At 72.1% G+C, this 19899-nt stretch carries 21 protein-coding genes; 11 read left to right on the top strand and 10 right to left on the bottom strand.

What is annotated here, in order from left to right:
- Positions 1-41: 41 nt before the first annotated feature.
- From AC2CHE_RS11800 to AC2CHE_RS11790, 3 genes are all read right to left on the bottom strand, one after another.
- The gene (locus tag AC2CHE_RS11800; RefSeq protein WP_484504939.1) at positions 42-1079 is read right to left on the bottom strand and encodes a 2-oxoacid:ferredoxin oxidoreductase subunit beta; all 1038 of its coding nucleotides are present in this window, start codon (positions 1077-1079) and stop codon (positions 42-44) included.
- A complete protein-coding gene (locus AC2CHE_RS11795; RefSeq protein WP_484504938.1) occupies positions 1072-2919 on the bottom strand; it encodes a 2-oxoacid:acceptor oxidoreductase subunit alpha in 1848 nt (615 codons plus the stop codon). The genes AC2CHE_RS11800 and AC2CHE_RS11795 overlap by 8 nt, the downstream gene beginning before the upstream one ends.
- Positions 2920-3174: 255 nt before the next feature.
- Positions 3175-4641 (bottom strand): hypothetical protein, encoded by a 1467-nt coding sequence (locus tag AC2CHE_RS11790; RefSeq protein ID WP_484504937.1) that lies wholly within the window; start codon positions 4639-4641, stop codon positions 3175-3177.
- A gap of 122 nt (positions 4642-4763) precedes the next feature.
- Here AC2CHE_RS11790 and AC2CHE_RS11785 point away from each other — a divergent pair, with 122 nt between their 5' ends.
- On the top strand, positions 4764-5141 hold the full coding sequence (locus tag AC2CHE_RS11785) for an NADH-quinone oxidoreductase subunit A (RefSeq protein WP_093408387.1): 378 nt from the start codon (positions 4764-4766) through the stop codon (positions 5139-5141).
- A 16-nt stretch (positions 5142-5157) separates the two neighbouring features.
- Here AC2CHE_RS11785 and folP read toward each other — a convergent pair whose 3' ends face one another.
- The gene (gene folP, locus AC2CHE_RS11780) at positions 5158-6027 is read right to left on the bottom strand and encodes a dihydropteroate synthase (RefSeq protein WP_484504956.1); all 870 of its coding nucleotides are present in this window, start codon (positions 6025-6027) and stop codon (positions 5158-5160) included.
- Between the two features lie 152 nt (positions 6028-6179).
- Here folP and AC2CHE_RS11775 point away from each other — a divergent pair, with 152 nt between their 5' ends.
- The 4 genes from AC2CHE_RS11775 to AC2CHE_RS11760 are packed head-to-tail and all read left to right on the top strand — an operon-like array spanning position 6180 to position 8558.
- Positions 6180-6785 carry a DivIVA domain-containing protein gene (locus tag AC2CHE_RS11775; protein ID WP_484504936.1) on the top strand — a complete coding sequence of 202 codons (606 nt, stop codon included), beginning with the start codon at positions 6180-6182 and terminating at the stop codon, positions 6783-6785.
- On the top strand, positions 6782-7279 hold the full coding sequence (locus AC2CHE_RS11770) for an SRPBCC family protein (protein WP_484504935.1): 498 nt from the start codon (positions 6782-6784) through the stop codon (positions 7277-7279). The genes AC2CHE_RS11775 and AC2CHE_RS11770 overlap by 4 nt, the downstream gene beginning before the upstream one ends.
- Positions 7280-7339: 60 nt before the next feature.
- On the top strand, positions 7340-7930 hold the full coding sequence (locus AC2CHE_RS11765) for a DNA-3-methyladenine glycosylase I (protein WP_484504934.1): 591 nt from the start codon (positions 7340-7342) through the stop codon (positions 7928-7930).
- A gap of 4 nt (positions 7931-7934) precedes the next feature.
- A complete protein-coding gene (locus AC2CHE_RS11760) occupies positions 7935-8558 on the top strand; it encodes a hypothetical protein (RefSeq protein ID WP_484504933.1) in 624 nt (207 codons plus the stop codon).
- 64 nt (positions 8559-8622) lie between these two features.
- Here the strand turns inward: AC2CHE_RS11760 and AC2CHE_RS11755 are convergent, their stop codons facing one another.
- Both AC2CHE_RS11755 and AC2CHE_RS11750 read right to left on the bottom strand, forming a co-directional pair.
- On the bottom strand, positions 8623-9414 hold the full coding sequence (locus tag AC2CHE_RS11755) for an enoyl-CoA hydratase-related protein (protein ID WP_484504932.1): 792 nt from the start codon (positions 9412-9414) through the stop codon (positions 8623-8625).
- Entirely contained in the window at positions 9411-10235 is an 825-nt protein-coding gene (locus AC2CHE_RS11750; RefSeq protein ID WP_484504931.1) for a PaaX family transcriptional regulator, read from the bottom strand. The genes AC2CHE_RS11755 and AC2CHE_RS11750 overlap by 4 nt, the downstream gene beginning before the upstream one ends.
- 190 nt (positions 10236-10425) lie before the next feature.
- Between AC2CHE_RS11750 and AC2CHE_RS11745 the strand changes: the two genes are divergently transcribed.
- Both AC2CHE_RS11745 and AC2CHE_RS11740 read left to right on the top strand, forming a co-directional pair.
- Entirely contained in the window at positions 10426-10593 is a 168-nt protein-coding gene (locus tag AC2CHE_RS11745) for a DUF3117 domain-containing protein (RefSeq protein WP_013283866.1), read from the top strand.
- Positions 10594-10744: 151 nt separating this feature from the next.
- Positions 10745-12211, top strand: a complete 1467-nt coding sequence (locus AC2CHE_RS11740) for a leucyl aminopeptidase family protein (protein WP_484504930.1) — start codon at positions 10745-10747, stop codon at positions 12209-12211.
- 84 nt (positions 12212-12295) lie between these two features.
- Here the strand turns inward: AC2CHE_RS11740 and AC2CHE_RS11735 are convergent, their stop codons facing one another.
- Entirely contained in the window at positions 12296-12904 is a 609-nt protein-coding gene (locus AC2CHE_RS11735) for an O-methyltransferase (protein WP_484504955.1), read from the bottom strand.
- A gap of 251 nt (positions 12905-13155) precedes the next feature.
- Here AC2CHE_RS11735 and AC2CHE_RS11730 point away from each other — a divergent pair, with 251 nt between their 5' ends.
- Together AC2CHE_RS11730 and AC2CHE_RS11725 are read left to right on the top strand one after the other, a co-directional pair.
- The gene (locus tag AC2CHE_RS11730) at positions 13156-14475 is read left to right on the top strand and encodes a S1C family serine protease (RefSeq protein WP_484504929.1); all 1320 of its coding nucleotides are present in this window, start codon (positions 13156-13158) and stop codon (positions 14473-14475) included.
- Positions 14476-14549: 74 nt separating this feature from the next.
- The gene (locus AC2CHE_RS11725; protein WP_484504928.1) at positions 14550-14969 is read left to right on the top strand and encodes a twin-arginine translocase TatA/TatE family subunit; all 420 of its coding nucleotides are present in this window, start codon (positions 14550-14552) and stop codon (positions 14967-14969) included.
- A gap of 165 nt (positions 14970-15134) precedes the next feature.
- On the opposite strand, the gene AC2CHE_RS11720 is transcribed toward AC2CHE_RS11725, so the two are convergent.
- The 3 genes from AC2CHE_RS11720 to AC2CHE_RS11710 all read right to left on the bottom strand — a co-directional run bounded on the left by AC2CHE_RS11720 (position 15135) and on the right by AC2CHE_RS11710 (position 18281).
- Positions 15135-16283, bottom strand: a complete 1149-nt coding sequence (locus AC2CHE_RS11720) for an Mrp/NBP35 family ATP-binding protein (protein ID WP_484504927.1) — start codon at positions 16281-16283, stop codon at positions 15135-15137.
- Between the two features lie 65 nt (positions 16284-16348).
- Positions 16349-16978, bottom strand: coding sequence for a DUF1003 domain-containing protein (locus AC2CHE_RS11715; protein ID WP_484504926.1), 630 nt, complete (start codon positions 16976-16978; stop codon positions 16349-16351).
- Complete coding sequence (locus AC2CHE_RS11710) at positions 16971-18281, bottom strand: magnesium transporter MgtE N-terminal domain-containing protein (RefSeq protein WP_484504925.1); 1311 nt, start codon at positions 18279-18281, stop codon at positions 16971-16973. The genes AC2CHE_RS11715 and AC2CHE_RS11710 overlap by 8 nt, the downstream gene beginning before the upstream one ends.
- A gap of 108 nt (positions 18282-18389) precedes the next feature.
- Here AC2CHE_RS11710 and AC2CHE_RS11705 point away from each other — a divergent pair, with 108 nt between their 5' ends.
- Together AC2CHE_RS11705 and AC2CHE_RS11700 are read left to right on the top strand one after the other, a co-directional pair.
- A complete protein-coding gene (locus AC2CHE_RS11705) occupies positions 18390-19259 on the top strand; it encodes a PhzF family phenazine biosynthesis protein (RefSeq protein ID WP_484504924.1) in 870 nt (289 codons plus the stop codon).
- Positions 19260-19281: 22 nt separating this feature from the next.
- A complete protein-coding gene (locus AC2CHE_RS11700; protein ID WP_484504923.1) occupies positions 19282-19806 on the top strand; it encodes a hypothetical protein in 525 nt (174 codons plus the stop codon).
- Positions 19807-19899: the final 93 nt, after the last annotated feature.

Here is a 19899-nt window from a genome sequence, read left to right as displayed (position 1 = left end):
CCGAGGCAACGGCCCGGTCGTCCCGATGGTCACGGCCCGGGTCAGCCGACGATGGTCCAGGTGTCGCCGCTGCCCAAGAGCCCGGCCAACTGATGCTCCGGGGTCTCGGTGACGGTGGCCCGGGCGTCGGACAGCTGCCCCTGCACCACGCTGTCGTACGACGGCCGGCGCACCGACCGGAACACGCCGATCGGGGTGTTCCGCAGGTCGAAGCCGGGCAGCCGGGACAGCGCGAAAGCGTACGCCGGGTCGTCGACCGTGGCGTCGTGTACGACGATCTCCTCCGCCGGGGTCGACGCGGTCTCGCGTACCTCCAGGCCGAACCCGCCGGGCGGGTGTACGACGCAGAACTGCCCGTCCTTGCCGAAGGTGATCGGTTGGCCGTGCTCCAGGCGGATCAGGTAGTCGTCACGGGTGCTCGGATCCTTGAGCTGCTCGAACGCCCCGTCGTTGAAGATGTTGCAGTTCTGGTAGATCTCCACGAAGGCGGAGCCGGAGTGTCCGGCGGCGGCGCGCAGCACCGACTGGAGGTGCTTACGGTCGGAGTCGATGGTCCGGCCGACGAAGGTCGCCTCCGCGCCGAGCGCCAACGACAGCGGGTTGAACGGCGCGTCGGCCGAACCGACCGGCGTCGACTTCGTGATCTTGCCGACCTCGGAGGTGGGGGAGTACTGCCCCTTGGTCAGCCCGTAGATCCGGTTGTTGAACAGCAGGATCTTGAGGTTGACGTTGCGGCGCAGCGCGTGGATCAGGTGGTTGCCGCCGATGGAGAGGGCATCGCCGTCACCGGTCACCACCCACACCGACAGGTCCGGCCGGGAGACCGACAGGCCCGTGGCGATCGCCGGAGCCCGCCCGTGGATCGAGTGCAACCCGTAGGTGTTCATGTAGTACGGGAAGCGCGACGAGCAGCCGATCCCGGAGACGAAGACGATGTTCTCCCGGGGGATGTTCAGCTCCGGCATGAACTGCTGGACGGCGGCGAGGATCGCGTAGTCGCCACAGCCGGGGCACCAGCGCACCTCCTGGTCGGACTTGAAGTCCTTGGCGGTGAGCTTGAGGGCGGAGGGCTCAGACATTTTTCAGGACCTCTTCCAGCATCGTCTCCAGCTCGGCGGCGGTGAACGGCAGGCCGCGGACCTGGTTGTAGCCGATGGCGTCGATCAGGTAGCGACCCCGGATCACGTGCGCGAGCTGGCCGAGATTCATCTCGGGGATGACCACGCGGTCGTAGGAGCGCAGCACCGCACCGAGGTTGGCCGGCATCGGGGCCAGGTGCCGCAGGTGTGCCTGCGCGACCGGCAGGCCGCGCTGGCGCAGGGCGCGGCAGGCAGCGCCGATCGGGCCGTACGTCGAGCCCCAGCCGAGCACCAGCACCCGGGCGTCGCCGTCCGGGTCCTCCACCTCCACGTCCGGCACCGGAATGGTCTCGATCCGGGCCGCCCGGGTCCGCACCATGTAGTCGTGGTTCGCCGGGTCGTACGAGATGTCGCCGGTCTTGTCGGCCTTCTCCAGCCCGCCGATGCGGTGTTCGAGACCCGGGGTGCCCGGCACGGCCCACGGTCGGGCCAGGGTCTGCGGGTCTCGCAGGTAGGGCAGGAAGGTCGTGCCGTCCTCGCCATTGGGCGCGGTGGCGAACTCGACCCGCAGGTCCGGCAGGGACTCGACCTCGGGCAGCAGCCACGGCTCGGACCCGTTGGCGACGTAGTTGTCCGACAGCAGGATGACCGGGGTGCGGTAGGTCAGCGCGATCCGCGCCGCCTCCAGGGCCGCGTGGAAGCAGTCGGACGGGGACTTGGGCGCGATCACCGCCACCGGTGCCTCGCCGTGCCGGCCGAACAGCGCCATGTTCAGGTCGGCCTGTTCGGTCTTGGTCGGCATGCCGGTCGACGGCCCGGCCCGCTGCACATCCACGATCACCAGCGGCAGCTCCAACGCCACCGCGAGGGAGATGGTCTCGCCCTTGAGCGCCACACCCGGGCCACTGGTGGTGGTCACCCCGAGCGCGCCGCCGTACGAGGCACCCAGCGCCGCACCGACCGCGGCGATCTCGTCCTCGGCCTGCATGGTGGTGACGCCGAACCGCTTGTGCTTGCTCAGCTCGTGCAGGATGTCCGAGGCCGGTGTGATCGGGTACGCGCCCAGGAAGACCGGCAGGCCGGAGCGGACGCCCGCGGCGACCAGGCCGAGCGACAGCGCGGCGTTACCGGTGATGTTGCGGTAGGTCCCCGGCGGCATCTTGGCCGGTTTGACCTCGTAGCGGACCGCGAAGTCCTCGGTGGTCTCGCCGAAGTTCCAGCCGGCCTTGAACGCGGCCACGTTCGCCGCGACCAGCTCGGGCCGCTTGGCGAACTTGCGCTCCAGGAACCGCAGGGTCGACTCGTACGGCCGGGAGTACATCCAGCTGAGCAGGCCGAGGGCGAACATGTTCTTGGCCCGTTCGGCGTCCTTCTTGGACACGTCCGACTCGGCCAGCGCGCCGATCGTCATCGAGGTCAGCGCGACCGGATGCACCGCGTACCCGGCGAGGGTGTCGTCGTCGAGGGGGCTGCTCGCGTAGCCGACCTTGGCCAGGTTGCGCCGGGTGAACTCGTCGGTGTTGACGATGATGTCGGCGCCTCGGGGCAGGTCGGCGAGATTCGCCTTGAGAGCCGCCGGGTTCATCGCGACCAGGACGTTCGGTGCGTCACCCGGAGTGAGGATGTCGTAGTCGGCGAAGTGCACCTGGAAGCTCGACACACCCGGCAGGGTCCCGGCGGGAGCCCGGATCTCGGCGGGGAAGTTGGGCAGCGTGGAGATGTCGTTGCCCAGTTGCGCCGTCTCCGAGGTGAACCGGTCGCCGGTCAACTGCATGCCGTCGCCGGAGTCGCCGGCGAACCGGATGACCACCCGTTCGAGCTGGCGGATCTGCTTGCTCACGGCCGCACCTCGCTTCGTAGCGCGCGGTGGCGCGGCCGGCTGAACTGGATGGTGACCTCGCCTTGCCCGGCCACGAGACCTCCTTGACGCGCCGCTGCACCGGCCGTCCGTCACCGTCCGGCCCGCCTGTCCCTACTCACCGAGAGCCTACGTCGGATCGAGGGCGCGCCCTGCCCGGAGGTCCGCCGACTGGATTGAAATCCGAGGGTTTATGTGGTTACTTGCGGTGTTTCGTCGGGGCCGCCGTAATCCAAATCACCGCACGTCCCAGCCAGGTCGGTCCTGCGCCCGGGCCGGTCGTCGGGCTCGGAACCAGATCCCGCTGTCCGATTTCGGCACGCTGCCGAGCGGGTCGTTCGCCTCGGTCCGGGGTGCCGCAGCGGTGGTCTCCTCGCCGGCGGTCCCCGATGCGCTGGCCCAGTGCCGCAACCGCACCGCGACCAGCCCGAAGGTGAGGAGCATCAGCAGCGCCGACACCGTGATCAGTAGCACTGCCGTGCGTTGCCTCGACGTCGGTTCCTCGGTGTCATCCGGTGCCGCCCCGGCCGGGCGCAGACTCGCCGGCACGGGCGGCGGCACCACCGCGAGCTGCTCGGGTGACGCCGCGGTGATCCGGAAGCTGAGCCGCATCCGCCGGTCGGCGCCGTGGCGCGGGTCGAGCCGGCCGATCACCGCTCCGGCCAGCGGTGCGCTGCGCAGCGCCTGCGGCGTCGCCGTCACCGACAACCTGACTTCCTCGGTACGTCCCGACCGGATGGTGCCGAGCTCGCAGCGGGTACGCGTCGCCGCCGCGACGCAGCCGGCAGGTGGCGTCACCACCGTGACCCCGGCGGGCAGCAGCACGTCGACCCGGCCGCTGGCGTCGGCCCGACCGGTGTTGCCGAGCCGGACGAGGAATCCTTCGCTGGCACCGTCGGCGTCGAAGGCGACCTGACCGGCCGACATGGTGATCCCAGGCGCCGGTGGGCCGGGCGGGAACAGCACGGCGAAGCCCTCGTCGTCACTCGCGGTGCCGGCTGCGCCGGTGGCCGTCACCCGTACCGAGCCGGCCAGCGGCATGTTGCGCCAGGCATCGCCGTCGACCCGGATCCGCAGCCGGGTGCTGAACTGCGCGCCGGGCGCCGTGGTCCACTGCCCACAGCGGTACTCCCGGTCACCGGCGGTGGCGCAGCCGTCCGTGCCGCCGTCGGAGAGCCCGGCCGGCAGGGTGTAGGCGAGGCGGACACCGGCGCTCGCGCTGCTGGTGTTGGTGACGGTGACGTTCAGGGTGGCCACCGTGCTGGCCGCATTCCAGTAACCGGAGGGCAGGGTGATGTCGCCGGTGGTGACCGCCACGCCGGCCGACACGGGCGGGGCGACGGTGGGCGCGGGCGGCCGGGTCGACGGGGAGTGGGTGGGTCGGGGCGGTGCCACGGTCGCGGCCGGCGGAGCGCTGCTCGGGACCGGTCCGCCGGTGGTGACACCCGGTGTGGGCGTCGTCGACGGCGCGGCGGGCGTACTCGTCTCGACCGGCGGCTCGACCGTCGGTGGCGGCGACGTCGGCTCGGGCTCGTCGGTCGGCTCGGTCTCTGGACCGTACGGCCCCGGCTCGGTTGCCCGACTCGGCAACGCCACGGCCGCCACCGCACCCGCCGCGCCGGCTCCGGCACCGAGCAGCAGGCCGAGGGCGCAGGCGGACGCGAGCGTACGACGCCAGGCGCGTCGTCCGGGCAGCCGTCCCATTGATCCTCCGGTGCTGGTGGTGGTCCCATGGTGGTCGGAAGTTGCCCTGAGACACTAGTCCCAGTTGAAAAGAAGTTCGCGACGCGGCCATGGTCTGCCAGCGGACGGTAGGCTGACCGACCGTGACCGGTTACCTGGGCTCGTACGCGACGCTCGGGCTGTTGCTGCTCGCCGGCGTGCTCTTCCTCGTCGTCGCGTTCACCGCCAACCGGGTGCTGCGCCCCGCCCGCCCGGCCGATCCGCCCGGCAAACGCGCCAGCTACGAGTGCGGCCTCGACCCGGTGGGCGGCGACTGGGCACAGATGCAGATCCGCTACTACGTCTACGCGTACCTCTACGTGTTGTTCGCCGTCGAGGCGGTGTTCCTCTTCCCCTGGGCGGTGGTCTTCGACCGGCCCGGGTTCGGAATGGTCACCGTGGTGGAGATGGCGATCTTCGTGGGTGTCCTCGCGCTCGGCCTGCTCTACGCGTGGCGGCGCAACATCCTCCGCTGGACCTGACCCGCGGCTGGACCGCTCAGGCGAGGCCGCGGCGGCTGAGTGTGGGTGGCCGATCGCCCCGGACGGCCGTGACCATGTCCAGCACCCGGCGGGTGGGCCGGACCTGATGGGCGCGGAAGACCCGGGCGCCCAACCACGCGGAGACCGCCGTCGCGGCGAGCGTTCCCTCCAACCGCTCGGTGACCGGCAGGTCCAGCGTCTCGCCGATGAAGTCCTTGTTCGACAGGGCCACCAGCACCGGCCAACCGGTCGCGGCCAGCTCGCCCAACCGCCGGGTGATCTCCAGGGAGTGGCGGGTGTTCTTGCCGAAGTCGTGCGCCGGGTCGACGAGTATTCCGTCGGGGCGTACGCCCAGGGAGACCGCGCGTTCGGCGAGCCCGGTCACCGTCGCGACCACGTCCGCCACCACGTCGTCGAAGGCCGCGCGGTGTGGTCTGGTGCGTGGGCTGAGTCCGCCCGCATGTGAGCAGACCAGCCCGACCCCGGTCTGCGCCGCCACCCGGGCCAGCGCCGGGTCCGCCCCCGACCAGGTGTCGTTGAGCAGGTCCGCGCCGGCCGCCACGGCCTGCACCGCGACCTCGGCCCGCCAGGTGTCGATCGAGATGACGACCTCCGGGAAGGCGGCCCGTACGGCGGCTATGGTGCCCACCGTCCGACGGATCTCCTCGGCGACATCCACCTCGGTACCCGGCCCGGCCTTCACCCCGCCGATGTCGACGATGTCCGCGCCCTCGTCCACCGCCTTTTCCACCGCCCGTAGCGCGCTGGCGGCCTGGAAGGTCGAGCCCCGGTCGAAGAACGAGTCCGGGGTGCGGTTGACGATCGCCATCACCACCAGATCTTCGGGACCGAACCGCCGAGCCCCGAGCCGCAGCACCCCGGCCACGTCACCTCCCACATCGCCACCCGCCACCCGCCACCCGCCACCCGCCACCGACGATCATGCCGCCGCCACACTGACGCTATCCGGTTGCCGGCTCGCGGTACGCCGCGCCGGGTGGGGTCGCCCCTTTCCCCTCGGCGTGCCACGATCAGTGCATGGGTCAGCTTCTGCTCCTGCTGGTCGTGGCGGTCACCGTCGCGGCGGTCGTGTTCGGCGTGACGGTGCTGGTCAGTGGTCGGGATCCCGGCCTGGCCCCGGCCGAGCCGGACGGACGGGCGATACCGCTGCCCGGCGATCGTCCGCTGCGCGAGTCGGACGTCGGCGAGGTGCGCTTCGACACCGCGTTGCGTGGGTATCGGATGACCCAGGTCGATCAGGCGATGCGCCGGGCGGCGTACGACATCGGCTACAAGGCCGAGCTGATCGGGGTGCTGGAGGCGGAGGTGACGGCGTTGCGGGACGGACGGATCGGCGACGCCGACGCGCTCCGGCAGTCCCGCGAGCAGGCGGCCAAGCCGACCGAGGCGGGGCCCTCGCCCTCGGACCCCACGGCGGCTGAAGGATCGACGATCGAGCTTTCGGTGGCGCCGGCGGTGGCCGAGACCGGTGACCGGCCGGGCTCGGGTCCGCAGACCACCCCGACGGAGCCGGTCGACGCCGCCGCCCCCTCCGCCGCTGCTGAGTCCGATGACAAGCCGGCTGACAGTGGGGCGCCGGGATCCGCGCCGCGCGGTCCGGTGGTCCGTTCGGAGCCGGCGTGAGCGGCTCGGACGGCGCTGACGATCTTCGAGAGGCGGCCCAACCGGGTGCCGGTGAGGTCACCGCCACGGTGATCGTGAACGCGCCGGCCGAGAAGGTCTTCGCCGCCCTGCTGGCCTGGGAACGGCAGTCCGAGTGGATCCCGTTCACCACCGTCCGGGTGGTGGAGGGCGACGGCGGTGAGGGAAGCCTGGTCGAGGCGGTCACCTCGCTCGGCCCGGCGGTGCTGCGGGACAAGATGCGGGTGGTCCGGGTGGACGCGCCGTACGAGATCGGCGTGGTGCACTGCGGCACGCTGCTGCGCGGCCCCGGGGTGCTGCGGTGCACCCCGCTGGAGAGCGGGCGCAGTCAGGTGGTCTGGCACGAGTGGTTCCACCTGCCGGGCGGGTCGACCGGGCGGGTGGCCTGGCCGGTGCTCTGGCCCGGCTCCAAGTTCAGCCTCACGCAGGCGCTGCGACGCTTCGCCCGACAGGTCGAGCAGGGCCGCCTGCCCTGACGGCCGGTACGCCGCGCGGCGGCACCGGCTGTGTCGGAGGCGGAAACTAGCCTTGACGCCGTGACTGAACTGGTGATCGGTGCCGACGGGCTGCCCCGGTGCGGGTGGGGGGCCAGCACACCCGACTACGCGGTCTACCACGACACCGAGTGGGGCCGCCCGCTGCACGGTGACGACGCCCTCTACGAGCGGATGACGCTGGAGGCGTTCCAGTCGGGTCTGTCCTGGCTGACCATCCTGCGCAAGCGGCCGGCCTTCCGGGCGGCCTTCGCCGGGTTCCGGATCGACACGGTGGCCGGCTACGGCGAGGCCGACGTGGCCAGACTGCTCGCCGACGTCGGCATCGTCCGTAACCGGGCCAAAATCGAAGCTGCCATCGCGAACGCCCGCGCCGCACAGGCGCTTCCGGAAGGGCTCTCCGTGCTGCTCTGGTCCTTCGCCCCGCCACCCGGTCGGACCCGACCGGCCGCCGCGGCCGCCGTGCCCGCGCTGACCGACGCCTCCACGGCCATGGCCAAGGCGCTCAAGAAACGGGGCTTCCGGTTCGTCGGCCCGACCACGGCGTACGCGCTGATGCAGGCCACCGGGATGGTCGACGACCATCTGACCGGCTGCCACGTCGTGACGTCCGCGACGGGCGTGATGGGATGAGGGCATGACGACCGACACCGCACACCGGGTGAACGGGGCGAGCCAGGCGGACGGCACGGGCACCTGGGCTGTGCTCCTGCCCGCCGGACGGTACGACGCCGAACGGCTCGTCCACCACGACACGCTGGAGTTGACCGGGCTGGGCGCCAGCAGCCTGCCCCGCCCCGGTGATCAGGTCGCGGTGCTGGCCGACGAGCCGCCGCGACTGGTCGCGGTGGGCCGGGTGGCCGGCCCGGCGGCCCGACGTCCGGAGGACCCGGACGACCCGCAGTCCGACCGGGCACCCGACACCCTGGTGGTCGCGTACACCCGGCGGGCCTTCGACGAGCCGGTGCCGGCCGACCCGCTGGTGCTCGGCGGGCCGGTCACGGCGCTCGACGCGGCGACGTTCCGCGAACTGGTCGACCGGCTGGGTCCGGCACCGCAGCGCCGCACCTGGCTGGTCAGCCTGGATCTGCCGATCGAAGCCGACTCGCCGGCGGAGGCGGTCCGGCTGTTCTGGGCGTACGTGCAGGAGCTCGGCCCCCGGGAACTGCCCGCTTTCGTCTCACCCTCCGGCGACGAACTGGCCATGCAGGCGTTCGTGCTCGGCGCGGCGGCGAACCAGGACCCGGAAGAGGACGACTGACCGACCCGGACTCGGCCGCGGGTCAGTGGGCCGGCGGCGAATCGACCGGCCGGGGGGGGGCGACTCAACGGCCCTCGAAGACCGGCTTCTGCTTGCCGACGAAGGCCATGGTGGCGGCCCGGTGGTCCGTGGTCGCACCGCAGATGGCTTGCGCCTGCGCCTCGGCGGTCAGCGCGTCGGCCAGGGTGCCGGTTTCGGCGACGGCGAGCTGACGTTTGATCGCCCCGTAGGCCACGGTCGGTCCGGCGGCGAGCCGGGCGGCCACTTCCTGTGCGGTGGGCAGCACCTGCTCGTCGTCGTCCGTCATTCGGTTCAGCAGCCCCAGGCGGCAGGCCTCCTCGGCGCGTACCGGCTCGGCCAGCATCAGCAGCTCGACGGCCTTGGCGTGGCCGACGAGCCGGGGCAGCGTCCACGAGGCGCCGGTGTCGGCGGCCAGCCCGACCTTGGCGAACGCCATCAGGAAGCTGGTGGACGGGCCGCCGATGCGGATGTCGGCCAGGAAGGCCAGGGAGGCACCCGCTCCGGCGGCCATGCCCCGGACGGCGGCCACCACCGGCTTCGGCAGGTTGGCCAGCCGGGCGGCGATCGGGTTGTAGTGCGCCCGGACGGTGTCCAGCGGGTTGCCGTCTCCCGCCTGGAGGGTGTTGACGTGCTCGCGCAGATCCTGGCCGGCGCAGAACGATCCGCCCGCCCCGGCCAGCACCACCGCCCGGCAGCCACGGTCGGACTCCAACTCGGCGAGGGTGTCCCGCAGCGCCTCCTTGAGCGCCACGTCGAGCGAGTTCATCGCCGTCGGGCGGTTCAGGGTGAGGGTGACGACGGCGTCGGTGCGGTCGACGAGCAGCGGCTCGGTCACGTCTGGCGACCCTTCTGTCGGACTGTCCGGTGTCCACCGTCGAGACACTGCTCGACGTACCGGTCGGCGGACGGCCGGAGCCGGGCCGCGTGGCGGTCGAAGAAGCTGGCCGCGGCGATGCCGGGCCAGCGTTCGGGCAGCAGCGCCGGGGGCAGCTGCGGATCCCGGAACAGGAACGTACGCCATGCGTGCACCAGCCGGAATCGGGCCGCGTACGCCTCCTCGTCGCCGCTGCGGGCCGTGACGCCGGTCAGCAGCGTCCGCTGCTCGGCGGCGAACTCCTCGTACGCCCGGCCGATCTCGGCGAGGTCCCAGGCCCGGCGGACCAGACCCATCGCGCCCGGCGTGCCGGCGGCGTGCGCGGCGCTGAACCGCTCGAAGCGTACGCCCGCCTCACTGAGCAGCAGGTCGACGTCCTCGGCCGGACGGGTGGCCACCCAGGTCTGTTCGTCCAGGGTGCCGTAGCCGAGGTACCGCAGGTTGGCGGCGAGTCGCTGGCGGTCCCGCCGTGCGCTCGGCGCGTCCAGCACCAGCAGGTCGAAACGCCCGTCCCAGGTGACCCGACCGGTGCGGTAAATCCGAGAGGCGGCCTCGTCCAGTCGTCGGGCCGCCTTCGGTGTGATCGAATATCCGGGGCCGGACGCCAGTCTCGTCGGTTCGAGCCAGCCCTGGCGCACCATTCGGGAGACCGCCGTCCGTACGGCAGGGGGCGCGATCCCGAGCGGCGCCAGCAGCTTGACCAGCGCGGCAACGGGTGCGCGACCACCCCGCGGCCGGAGGTGGTCGCCGTACAGGTCGAAGAGTGCCGACCGTGCCTGCATGACCGCACATTGTGACAGGCCATCTAAGGATAAGCTAGATGCTGTTACATCAATGCTGCCTCGGTTTGGGTCCGGCGGTGTTCATCAGGGAAAATCATCGGTCGACACCCACGTGCAAGTTGCGGGTGGTCATGGCGAAGTGGCTGTGGGGCAACCCACCGACCCTGGTGTAGGTCTGAGGGGAGACAACATGGCGGCGATGAAGCCGCGGACGGGCGACGGTCCGCTGGAAGTCACCAAGGAGGGCCGGGGCATCGTCATGCGGGTCCCGCTGGAGGGTGGTGGCCGGCTCGTCGTCGAGATGACTCCCGACGAGGCGACTGCCCTCGGTGACGCGCTGAAGGCGGCCGCCGGCTGAGTGAGGCCGGCGCGTCGGCGACGCTCGCCGCCGCGGACAGTTCGTCTGGTTCCTGGGCTCTGAGCCACCGGTTTCACCGGTGGCTCAGAGCCGTCACACCTTCGCGCGGGTCGATCGACCGCGCGTCCGTCTCCAGGAGGTACGGCTCCGCGTGCTCGTCATCCGTCTGACCGCCGAGCCGGAACAGCTCGACACCCTGGTCCTGCCCGTGCGGCCCGGTGTCGCCGACCACGCGCCGGCCGAGCCGATGTCGACCGGAGTGGCCCCACCCGACGGGGTCGCCGACGAGGTCGCCGCGCTGATCCCGGTGGCGCGGTTCCGCGGCCGGGCCGGTGAGGTGCACACGCAGCTGCGGCTCGGAGGCACTCCCCGCCGGCTGCTGCTGCTCGGTATCGGCACCGCGGACGAGGCGGCCTGGCGGGCAGGCGGTGCGGCGCTGGCCCGCGCAGCCATAGATGAGACTCATGTCACACTCGCCCTGCCGGTCGGGGTGGCCCCCGAAGCGGTGCGCGGGCTGGTCGAGGGACTGCTGCTGGGGTCGTACCGGTTCCGGCTGGGTGCGGACACCGACGCCCCCACGCTGACCGGCGTCGACCTGGCGGTCACCAACCCCGAGGCGTACGAGCAGGCCGTCACCGTGGCGCGGACCACCGCCCGGATGACCCGACTGGCCCGGGACCTCACCAACATGCCCTCCTCGGTGAAGAACCCGCAGTGGTTCGCCGAGCAGGTCACCGAGGCCGTGGCCGACCTGCCCGGGCTCACGCTCCGGGTACGCGAGCCGGAGCAGTTGGCCGCCGAGGGCTTCGGCGGCATCCTCGCCGTCGGTGGCGGATCGACCAGCGGCCCACGCCTGGTCGAGCTGGACTGGCACCCCGCGGACGCCCGCACCCACGTGGTCCTGGTGGGCAAGGGCATCACCTTCGACACCGGTGGCATCTCGATCAAGCCCGTGCCGGCGATGAAGCTGATGCGCAAGGACATGGCCGGTGCCGCCGCCGTCGTGGCGGCCACCCTCGGTGCCGCTGCGCTGGGCCTGCCGGTCCGGGTGACCACACTCGCTCCGCTGGCCGAGAACATGGTCAGCGGGGCCGCGTTCCGGCCCGGCGACGTCATCCGGCACTACGGCGGCTTGACCAGCGAGACGACGAACTCCGACGCGGAGGGCCGGTTGGTCCTCGCCGACGCGCTGGCGTACGCCGTGCAGGAACTCAAGCCCGACCTGCTGGTCGATCTGGCCACCCTGACCGGTGCCAACGCGGTGGCGTTGGGCACCCGTACCGGCGCCCTCTACAGCGACAACGACCAGCTCGCCGGGGAACTGCTGGCGGCGATCAGCGAGGCGGGCGAGTCGGCCTGGCGGATGCCGCTGCCCAACGACTACGTCGAGCACCTCGGCAGCGACCTGGCCGACCTGCACAGCGCGCCGACACAGGGTGCCAGTTCCGTGCTGGCCGCCCTCTACCTGCGGGAGTTCACCGGCGAACTGTGCGACCGGTGGCTCCACATCGACATGTCCGCACCCTCCTGGTGCGAACGCGCCGACGCGGAGTTGACCCGGGGCGCGACCGGCTGGGGCGTACGCGGGCTGCTGCGCTGGTTGGCGGCGCTGGACTGACCGGTGCCCACGGCGGGGCCGGCTGGTGCCGTTGTCGGCCGCTGGGTACGGCTGCCGACCCGCCCGCAGGCCGGTCGCGTCGGCTCAGCAGCGCACCGCGGCCAGCAGCCCGTTGCCGACCGGCAGCAGCGCCGGAATCCAGTGCTCCGACTCGCGGATGGCCTTCACCGTCTCGCGGACGGTGACGGTCTGCTGGTCGCGGGCGGCCGGGTCGCCGATCCGACCGTCGGCCAGCGCACCGTTGAGAACCAGTACTCCGCCCGGCCGCAGCAGCCGCAGCGCGGCGTCCACGCAGGCGTTGAAGGCGGTCACCTCGGCGTCGACGAAGACGAGGTCGTACGCACCGTCGGCGAGCCGAGGCAGGACGTCCAGCGCCCGGCCGGTGATGATCCGGGTCCGGCCGGCGACGAAACCGGCCTCGGCGAAGATCCGTCGGGCGATCCGCTGATGCTCCACCTCCACGTCGATGGTGGTGAGCACCCCGTCGGCCCGCATACCGCGCAGCAGCCAGACGCCGCTGACGCCGGTGCCGGTGCCGATCTCGACCACCGCGCGGGCGTTGCCGGCGGCGGCGAGCAGGCGCAACGCGGCACCCGCGCCCGCGGTGACCGCGTTCAGGCCGACCTCGCGGGCGAGGCTGCGCGCGGTCCGTAGGACGAGGTCCTCGGTGACGTACGACTCGGCGAACTGCAGGGCCGGGTTCGTCGAACTGCCGGAACCGGCGACCGTGGCGATGGGGCACCTCCGGGCGACGAGCGTGATGCGCAGGGCGGTTGGGCACTGTGACTCTAAAGGCGTCCCGTCCTGAGCGCAGCGGGGCATCCACCCGCGGTGACAACCGCTGACCCCGCGCGGCGTATCCGTGCAATCCTGGAAGCGGTGTCCCGTGGCCCGCGCCGGACCGCGGACGCGTGGATGCCGGGGACGGGAGTGGGAGGCACCGAGTGACCGACGGCTGGGACTGGCGCCAGCCCGGCGTGGGTGGAGCACCGGCCGGGCAGCCGGCGGTCGGACATCCGCCGGCCGGTGGGCCGGGGACACCGCAGGACGGCGGCCGTGCCGCGTCGCCGTGGTGGTCCGACGCGCTCGCCGATCCGTGGCGGGATCCGCACGCACCGGCGGCGGTGGTGCTGCCCGCGGCCCCGCAGGCCGGCAGCGAGCCGGAACCGGTCACCGATCCCGACGCGGTCGGCCGGCCGAGGCTCCAGCAGCTCCTGCTCATTCCGCTGGTGACGGCCCTGTTGGCCGGCGCGCTCGGTGGCGCGCTCGGCTACGCTTTCGCGATCCGTGGTGGTGCCGGCGGTGTGGTGCTGGGGGCGGTCCCCGGTGCGGTGCCCACGTTCGCCCAGCGTCCACCGGAGTCGCTGGCCGGGGTCGCCGAGCGCGTACTGCCCAGCGTGGTCACCGTCCGGGTCGCCGGCCTCGGTGGCACCAGCGAGGGTTCGGGCTTCATCGTCAGTGCCGACGGCCACGTGATCACGAACGATCACGTGGTGGCCGGCGGTACCGGGAAGGCGTCGGTCGTCTTCAACGACGGCAGCTCGGCCTCCGCGACCGTGGTCGGGCAGGACGCGGAGTCCGACATCGCGGTGATCAAGGTCTCCCGCACCGGACTGCGTCCGGTCGAGTTCGGCGACTCCGACGCCCTGGCCGTCGGTGACCCGGTGCTGGCGATGGGTTCGCCGCTGTCGCTGGCGAACACGGTCACCGCAGGCATCGTCAGCGCCCTGGACCGGACGATGCATGCCGGGGAGCCGGGCGGCCCGACGCGCTACTACGCCGCGATCCAGACTGACGCCGCGGTCAACCACGGCAACTCGGGCGGCCCGCTGGTGGATGCGGCGGGGCGGGTCATCGGCGTCAATTCCACGATCAAGTCCCTGGTCGCCGAGGGGCAGGAGGCCGGCAACATCGGCCTCGCCTTCGCCATCCCGATCAATCAGGCGAAACGGATCACCCAGGACATCATCGGCACCGGAAAGGCCCGCCGTACGGTGATCGGCGCCCAGGTCGGCGGGCCCGGCTCGGGCACCAACGGCGCCGGCGTACGCCTCGCGACGGTTGAGCCGTCCGGTCCGGCTGCCGGTGCGGGACTGCGCGCCGGTGACGTGATCCTGAAGCTCAACGGCCGGCCGATGACCGAGCCGACCGACCTCATCGCCCTGGTCCGCAAGTACGCACCCGGGTCGGTGGTGACGGTCGAGTACCGCCGGGGTTCGACCCGGCAAAACGCCTCGGTCACCCTCGCCGCGGACGCGAAGTGAACTCTCACCCCCTTCTGGCAGCGGCACCGACGTGCGTACTCTGGCTGCGGTAGCCGGGGGAAGGGGGACCGAGGATGTTCGAGAACCTCAACGTGTGGGAGGTCGGCGCGCTGCTGCTGCTGGCGCTGTTGATCTTCGGCGACCGGCTGCCGGTGGTGATCAGTGACGGGCTGCGGATGGTGCGCAACCTCCGCAACATGGCCCGCAGCGCCACCACCGACCTGAGCAAGGAGCTGGGCACCGACATCCAGCTGGAGGACCTGCACCCCAAGGCGTTCATCCGCAAGCATCTGCTCAGCGAGGAGGACGAGCAGGCGATTCGGAAGCCGCTTCAGGGCGTCTACGACGGCCTGCGAGCGGACGTCACCGGCGTGCACGACGAGCTCAAGGATGTCGCGAACGCAGCCGACCCGCGCCGGCCCGGCCCGACTCCGACGAGCACCGCCAGCCCCGCCCCGGCACCCCGCGCGGTCGGTTACGACGACGTCACCTGACATCCACCGGTTGCCCGCAGCGAACGACCGCGTAGGGCGCTGACCCGACCAGCGCCCGCGCCCCGGCGGCTCAGGTGAGCCTCATGAAACGGGCCGCCGGCACCGGCCTCGGCCGGGCCGAGGTGAACGCCATCCTCAGCGGCGGGCCGGTGCCGGCCCTCGGTGTCAGCGCCCGGCCGGCGTGAGGCCCAGCGGCTTGCCGAGCAGGGACTCGCGGCGCAGCGCGAGCCGGTCGGCAACCTCGCCGAGCGCCTTCGCCGCCGGAGAGTCCGGCTCGGCGAGCACTATCGGGTTGCCCTCGTCGCCCGCCTCCCGGACCCGGGTGTCCAGCGGCACCTGGCCCAGCAGTGGCACCTGCGCGCCGATGGTCTGGGTGAGCGAATCCGCCACCGTCTGACCGCCACCGGTGCCGAAGATCTCCATCCGGGAGCCGTCGGGCAGCTCCAGCCAGGACATGTTCTCGATCACCCCGACCACCCGCTGGTGGGTCTGCAGGGCGATCGCGCCGGCCCGCTCGGCGACCTCCGCGGCGGCGGCCTGGGGGGTGGTGACCACCAGGATCTCGGAGTTCGGCAGCAGCTGGGCCAGGGAGATCGCCACGTCGCCGGTGCCCGGGGGCAGGTCGAGCAGGAGCACGTCGAGGTCGCCCCAGTAGACGTCGGCGAGGAACTGCTGCAACGCGCGGTGCAGCATCGGGCCACGCCAGACCACGGCGGCGTTGCCGGCGGTGAACATCCCGATCGAGATGACCTTCACCCCGTGTGCCTGTGGCGGCATGATCATGTCTTCGACCCGGGTGGGCCGGCCGTCCGCACCGAGCATCCGCGGCACGGAGTGCCCGTAGATGTCCGCGTCCACCACGCCGACGGAGAGGCCCCGGGCGGCCAGCGCGGCGGCCAGGTTGACCGTCACGCTGGACTTGCCGACGCCGCCCTTGCCGCTGGCCACCGCGTACACCCGGGTCCGGGAGCCGGGCTGGGCGAACGGGATCACCGGCTCCTCGCTCGCGCCGCCGCCGCGCAGCTTCGCCTGAAGGCCCTGGCGCTGCTCGGTGCTCATCACACCGAACTCGATCTCGACGCGACTGACCCCGCTCACCGCGCCCACGGCCGCGGTGATGTCCGAACGCAGTTTGTCCTTCAGCGGGCAACCGGCCACGGTCAGTAGCAACTCGACCAAGACCGCGCCGTCCTCGCCGACCTCGGCGGAGCGCACCATGCCGAGTTCGGTGATCGGCCGGCGGATCTCCGGGTCGTTGACGGTGGCCAGGGCGGCCATGACGGCGTCGTTGACGGTGCTGACGGGAGCTGACATGCCCGTAATGCTACGTCGGCAGCGGGCCGCCACCGGTGCCGGTCACAGCGGTGTGATCGAGTCGATCAGCTCTCCGAGCGGTGGGAGGTCGCCCGGTCGTGACGACCGTCACCCGGTTGGTCGCCGTCCACCTCGTCGCGGGGCTCGTCCAACCCGTCACCACCGGTGCGGGCGGCCGGGTCCTCCCGGTGCCGGCGCTCCAGCCGCTGTCGCCGCTGCGCCGCCTCGTCCAGTTCCTCGGCGAGCCGGGTCAGCTCGGAGCGGAGAAAGTCCCGGGTGGCCACCTCGCCCAGCGCGATCCGCAGCGCGGCGATCTCCCGGGCCAGGTACTCCGTGTCGGCCTTCTGCATGGTCGCCCGGCGCCGATCCTCCTCCATCGCCACCCGATCGCGATCGGCCTGGCGGTTCTGGGCCAGCAGGATCAGCGGTGCCGCGTACGACGCCTGGATGGAGAGCACCAGGGTGAGGAAGGTGAAGGTGTACGGGTCGAAACGCATTCCCGCCGGAGCAAGGGTGTTCCAGAAAAACCACGCGCTGATGACCAGCGTCATGTAGACGATGAAGTTCGCCGTGCCCATGCCACGGGCGATGCCCTCGGCCCCGCGTCCGAACGTCTCCTGGTCCACCCGGGGCAGCTTGAATCCCCGAGGCTCCCGTGGCAGGTCCAGCCGCTCCGCGCGCCGCTGCTCAGTCATGGCCACCGTCCGTCGCCGGTGCCGGAACGGTCGAGCCCGACGTGCCGTTCGGTGGGCCGCTCGCCGCCGTGTCCCGGTCTCGCCAGTCCGGTGGCAGCGAGTGATCCAACACGTCGTCGACGGTGACGGCGCCCACCAGCCGGTTGTTCCGGTCGATCACCGGCATGGCCACCAGATCGTAGGTGGCCATCCGACGGGTGATCTCCGGCAGTGGCGTGGTCGGGCGCAGCGGATCGATGTCGTTGACCACCACCCCGCCGAGCAGATCGGCCGGGGGCTCCCGGAGCAGCCGCTGGAAATGCACCATGCCCAGGTAGCGGCCGGTGGGCGTGGCCATCGGCGCCCGAACCACGAACACCTGGGCGGCCACCGCCGGGGAGAGTTGCGGCTCCCTGATCCGTGCGAGAGCCTCCGCCACCGTCGCGTCCGGAGGCAGGATGACCGGTTCGGAGGTCATCACGCTGCCCGCCGTTCCCGGTGTGTACTTGAGCAACTGCCGCACCGAATCGGCCTCGTCCGGCTCCATCAGGTCGAGCAGCACGTCCTGTTCCGGCGGCGGCAACTCACCGAGCAGATCGGCGGCGTCGTCCGGGTCCATCTCCTCCAGGATGTCGGCGGCCCGCTCGCGGTCCAGCGCGGCGAGAATCTCCACCTGGTCGTGTTCGGGCAGCTCGCTGAGCACGTCCGCCAGCCGCTGGTCGTCCAGGGCCGCCGCGACCTCGTTGCGCCGCGCGTCGGGCAGGTCCTGCAGCGCGTTGGCCAGGTCCGCCGGACGCATGTCCTCCAACACGGCGAGCAGATTGGCGGTACCCCGGGTCTCCGCCACCCCACTGAGACCGCGTACCTGATTCCACTCGACCTGGTGCAGGTGGCCCCGGCGAGCCAACCGACCGGTCTGCTCGCGAACCGCCACCCGGGTCAGCGACCACTCGCCACTGCGACTGCACTCCATCGCGACGTCGACCACCGACGCCGCGCGGCCCTCCGGGGCGACCTGGACCCGACGATCCAACAGCTCCTGAAGAACGAGCAGCTCGTTCGGCCGCTTCTCGAACCGGCGCAGGTTCAACGTGCCGCTGCCCAGCACGATGGCGTCGGCGTCGATCGAGGTGATCCGGTTGATGGAGAGGAAGATCCGTCGGCGCATCGGCATCTCGGCGACCAGACCCACGACCTCGGGCGGCCGTTGGCTCGCGCGCAGCCGGGCCACCGCGTCGCGTACCCGGCCGACCTGGTCGCCGTTGGGGTCGAAGACGGCGACTCCGGCAAGTCGGGCGATGTACACCCGGGTCGGCGTGCTCACGGGCACCAGCCTAGGGGGTCGGTCGACGACCCGGCCGGCGATGGTCCAGGGCCGGCACGGGACGGCAGTGGCCCCGGCGTACGCCCTGAGGGCCTAGTGTCTATCAACATGTCGACCTTGGCTTACGAGATCGTGGACGTCTTCACCGACCGTCCGTACGCCGGGAACCCGCTTGCGGTGGTCTTCGGCGCTGACGGGCTGGCGAACGACCAGATGCAGGCTCTGGCACGGGAGTTCAACCTGTCGGAGACGGTCTTCGTGCTGCCCGCCACCCGGGTCGGCGCCACCTACCGGGCCCGGATCTTCACGCCGGTCGACGAGTTGCCGTTCGCCGGCCATCCCAGCCTCGGCGCCGCGGTCACCGCCGCTCGCCGGGACATGTTCCCGACCGGGCAGGTCTACCAGGAATGCGGTGCCGGCGTGCTGCCGATCGAGGTGAGCGGCGATGCCGCCATCCTGACCGGCGGCAGCCCCACCCTCGGGCCCGAGCTGGAGCCGGAGCCGCTGCTGGAGATGGTCGGGCTCGGCGCTGAGGACCATCCCGGTCCAGCGCCCCGGGTCGCCGGCTGCGGCCTGGAGTTCCCCTTCCTGCCGGTACACCCCGACGCCCTCGCCCGGGCACAGGTGAACCCGGTGGCGGCCGGACGATATGGCATCGAGCATGTCAGCGTCTTCTCCTGGAACCCGGCGACCCAAACCGCGCACGCCCGGGTCTTCGTTCCCGGTCTCGGCGTACCCGAGGATCCGGCCACCGGGTCGGCCGCGCTCGGTCTCGGGGTGTGGCTGGTCGCCAGCGGCCTGTTGACCGGCGAGGGACGATCGTCGTACACCGTCCGCCAGGGCGTCGAGATGGGCCGGCCGTCCTCGCTGGCCTGCGCCGTGACTGCAGCCGGCGGTGTGGCGGTGGGCGCGAGCGTCGCAGGTCAGGTGATGCCGGTGGCCCGGGGAGAGATCCTCGTCCCGCCGTTCGTCGGCTGACGGCCGACGCGGACCGGCCCGGATGCGAGAGGATGCCGCGGTGACCGACGAGCGCGAGAACCACCCCCTGGTCGACGAGGCGATGAAGAAGGCCTCGGTGGCCTGGGTCGCGGTGGCGGGCCGCCCGCCACTCGCCCTGTGGTGCGTACCCCTGGAGTCGGCGCTGTTCGTGGTCAGCGGCCCCGGCGAGCAGGCCGCGCCCGGGTTGGCCGAGGCCGACGAGGCCCAGGTGACCCTGCGCGGTGACCACGGGGGCCGGATCGTCACCTGGTCGGCGCAGGTCAGCCGGCTGTCACCCGGCACCGAGCAGTGGGACACGCTCGCCCCGCTGGTGGGGGCCAAGCGGCTGAACGCGCCGGGACCGACCACCGAACTCGTCGCCCGCTGGGCCGCCGACGACTGCGCCCTGGTGCGGCTCGCGCCGACCGGCCAGCCGACGCACGGTGGCGAGCTGCCGGCCGGATCGCTGGCCGAGCCGCCCCGGCCGACGCCGGCTGTCCGGGCCACCCGTCGGCCGTTCCGGCTGCACCGTGTCCGGCGTCGCTGACCCGTCTTCGGCCGAGGCGACGCCGGCCCGGGGCACGTGCGTGGTTACGCCGGTGCGCCGGAAAGTGGCGGCCCGGTGACGTGTGAAGATTGC

It is taken from the genome of Micromonospora sp. ATLC16 (genome assembly GCF_057196645.1).
Note: the sequence above shows the minus strand (reverse complement) of the source record. Positions and strands in the feature narration are given on the sequence as shown.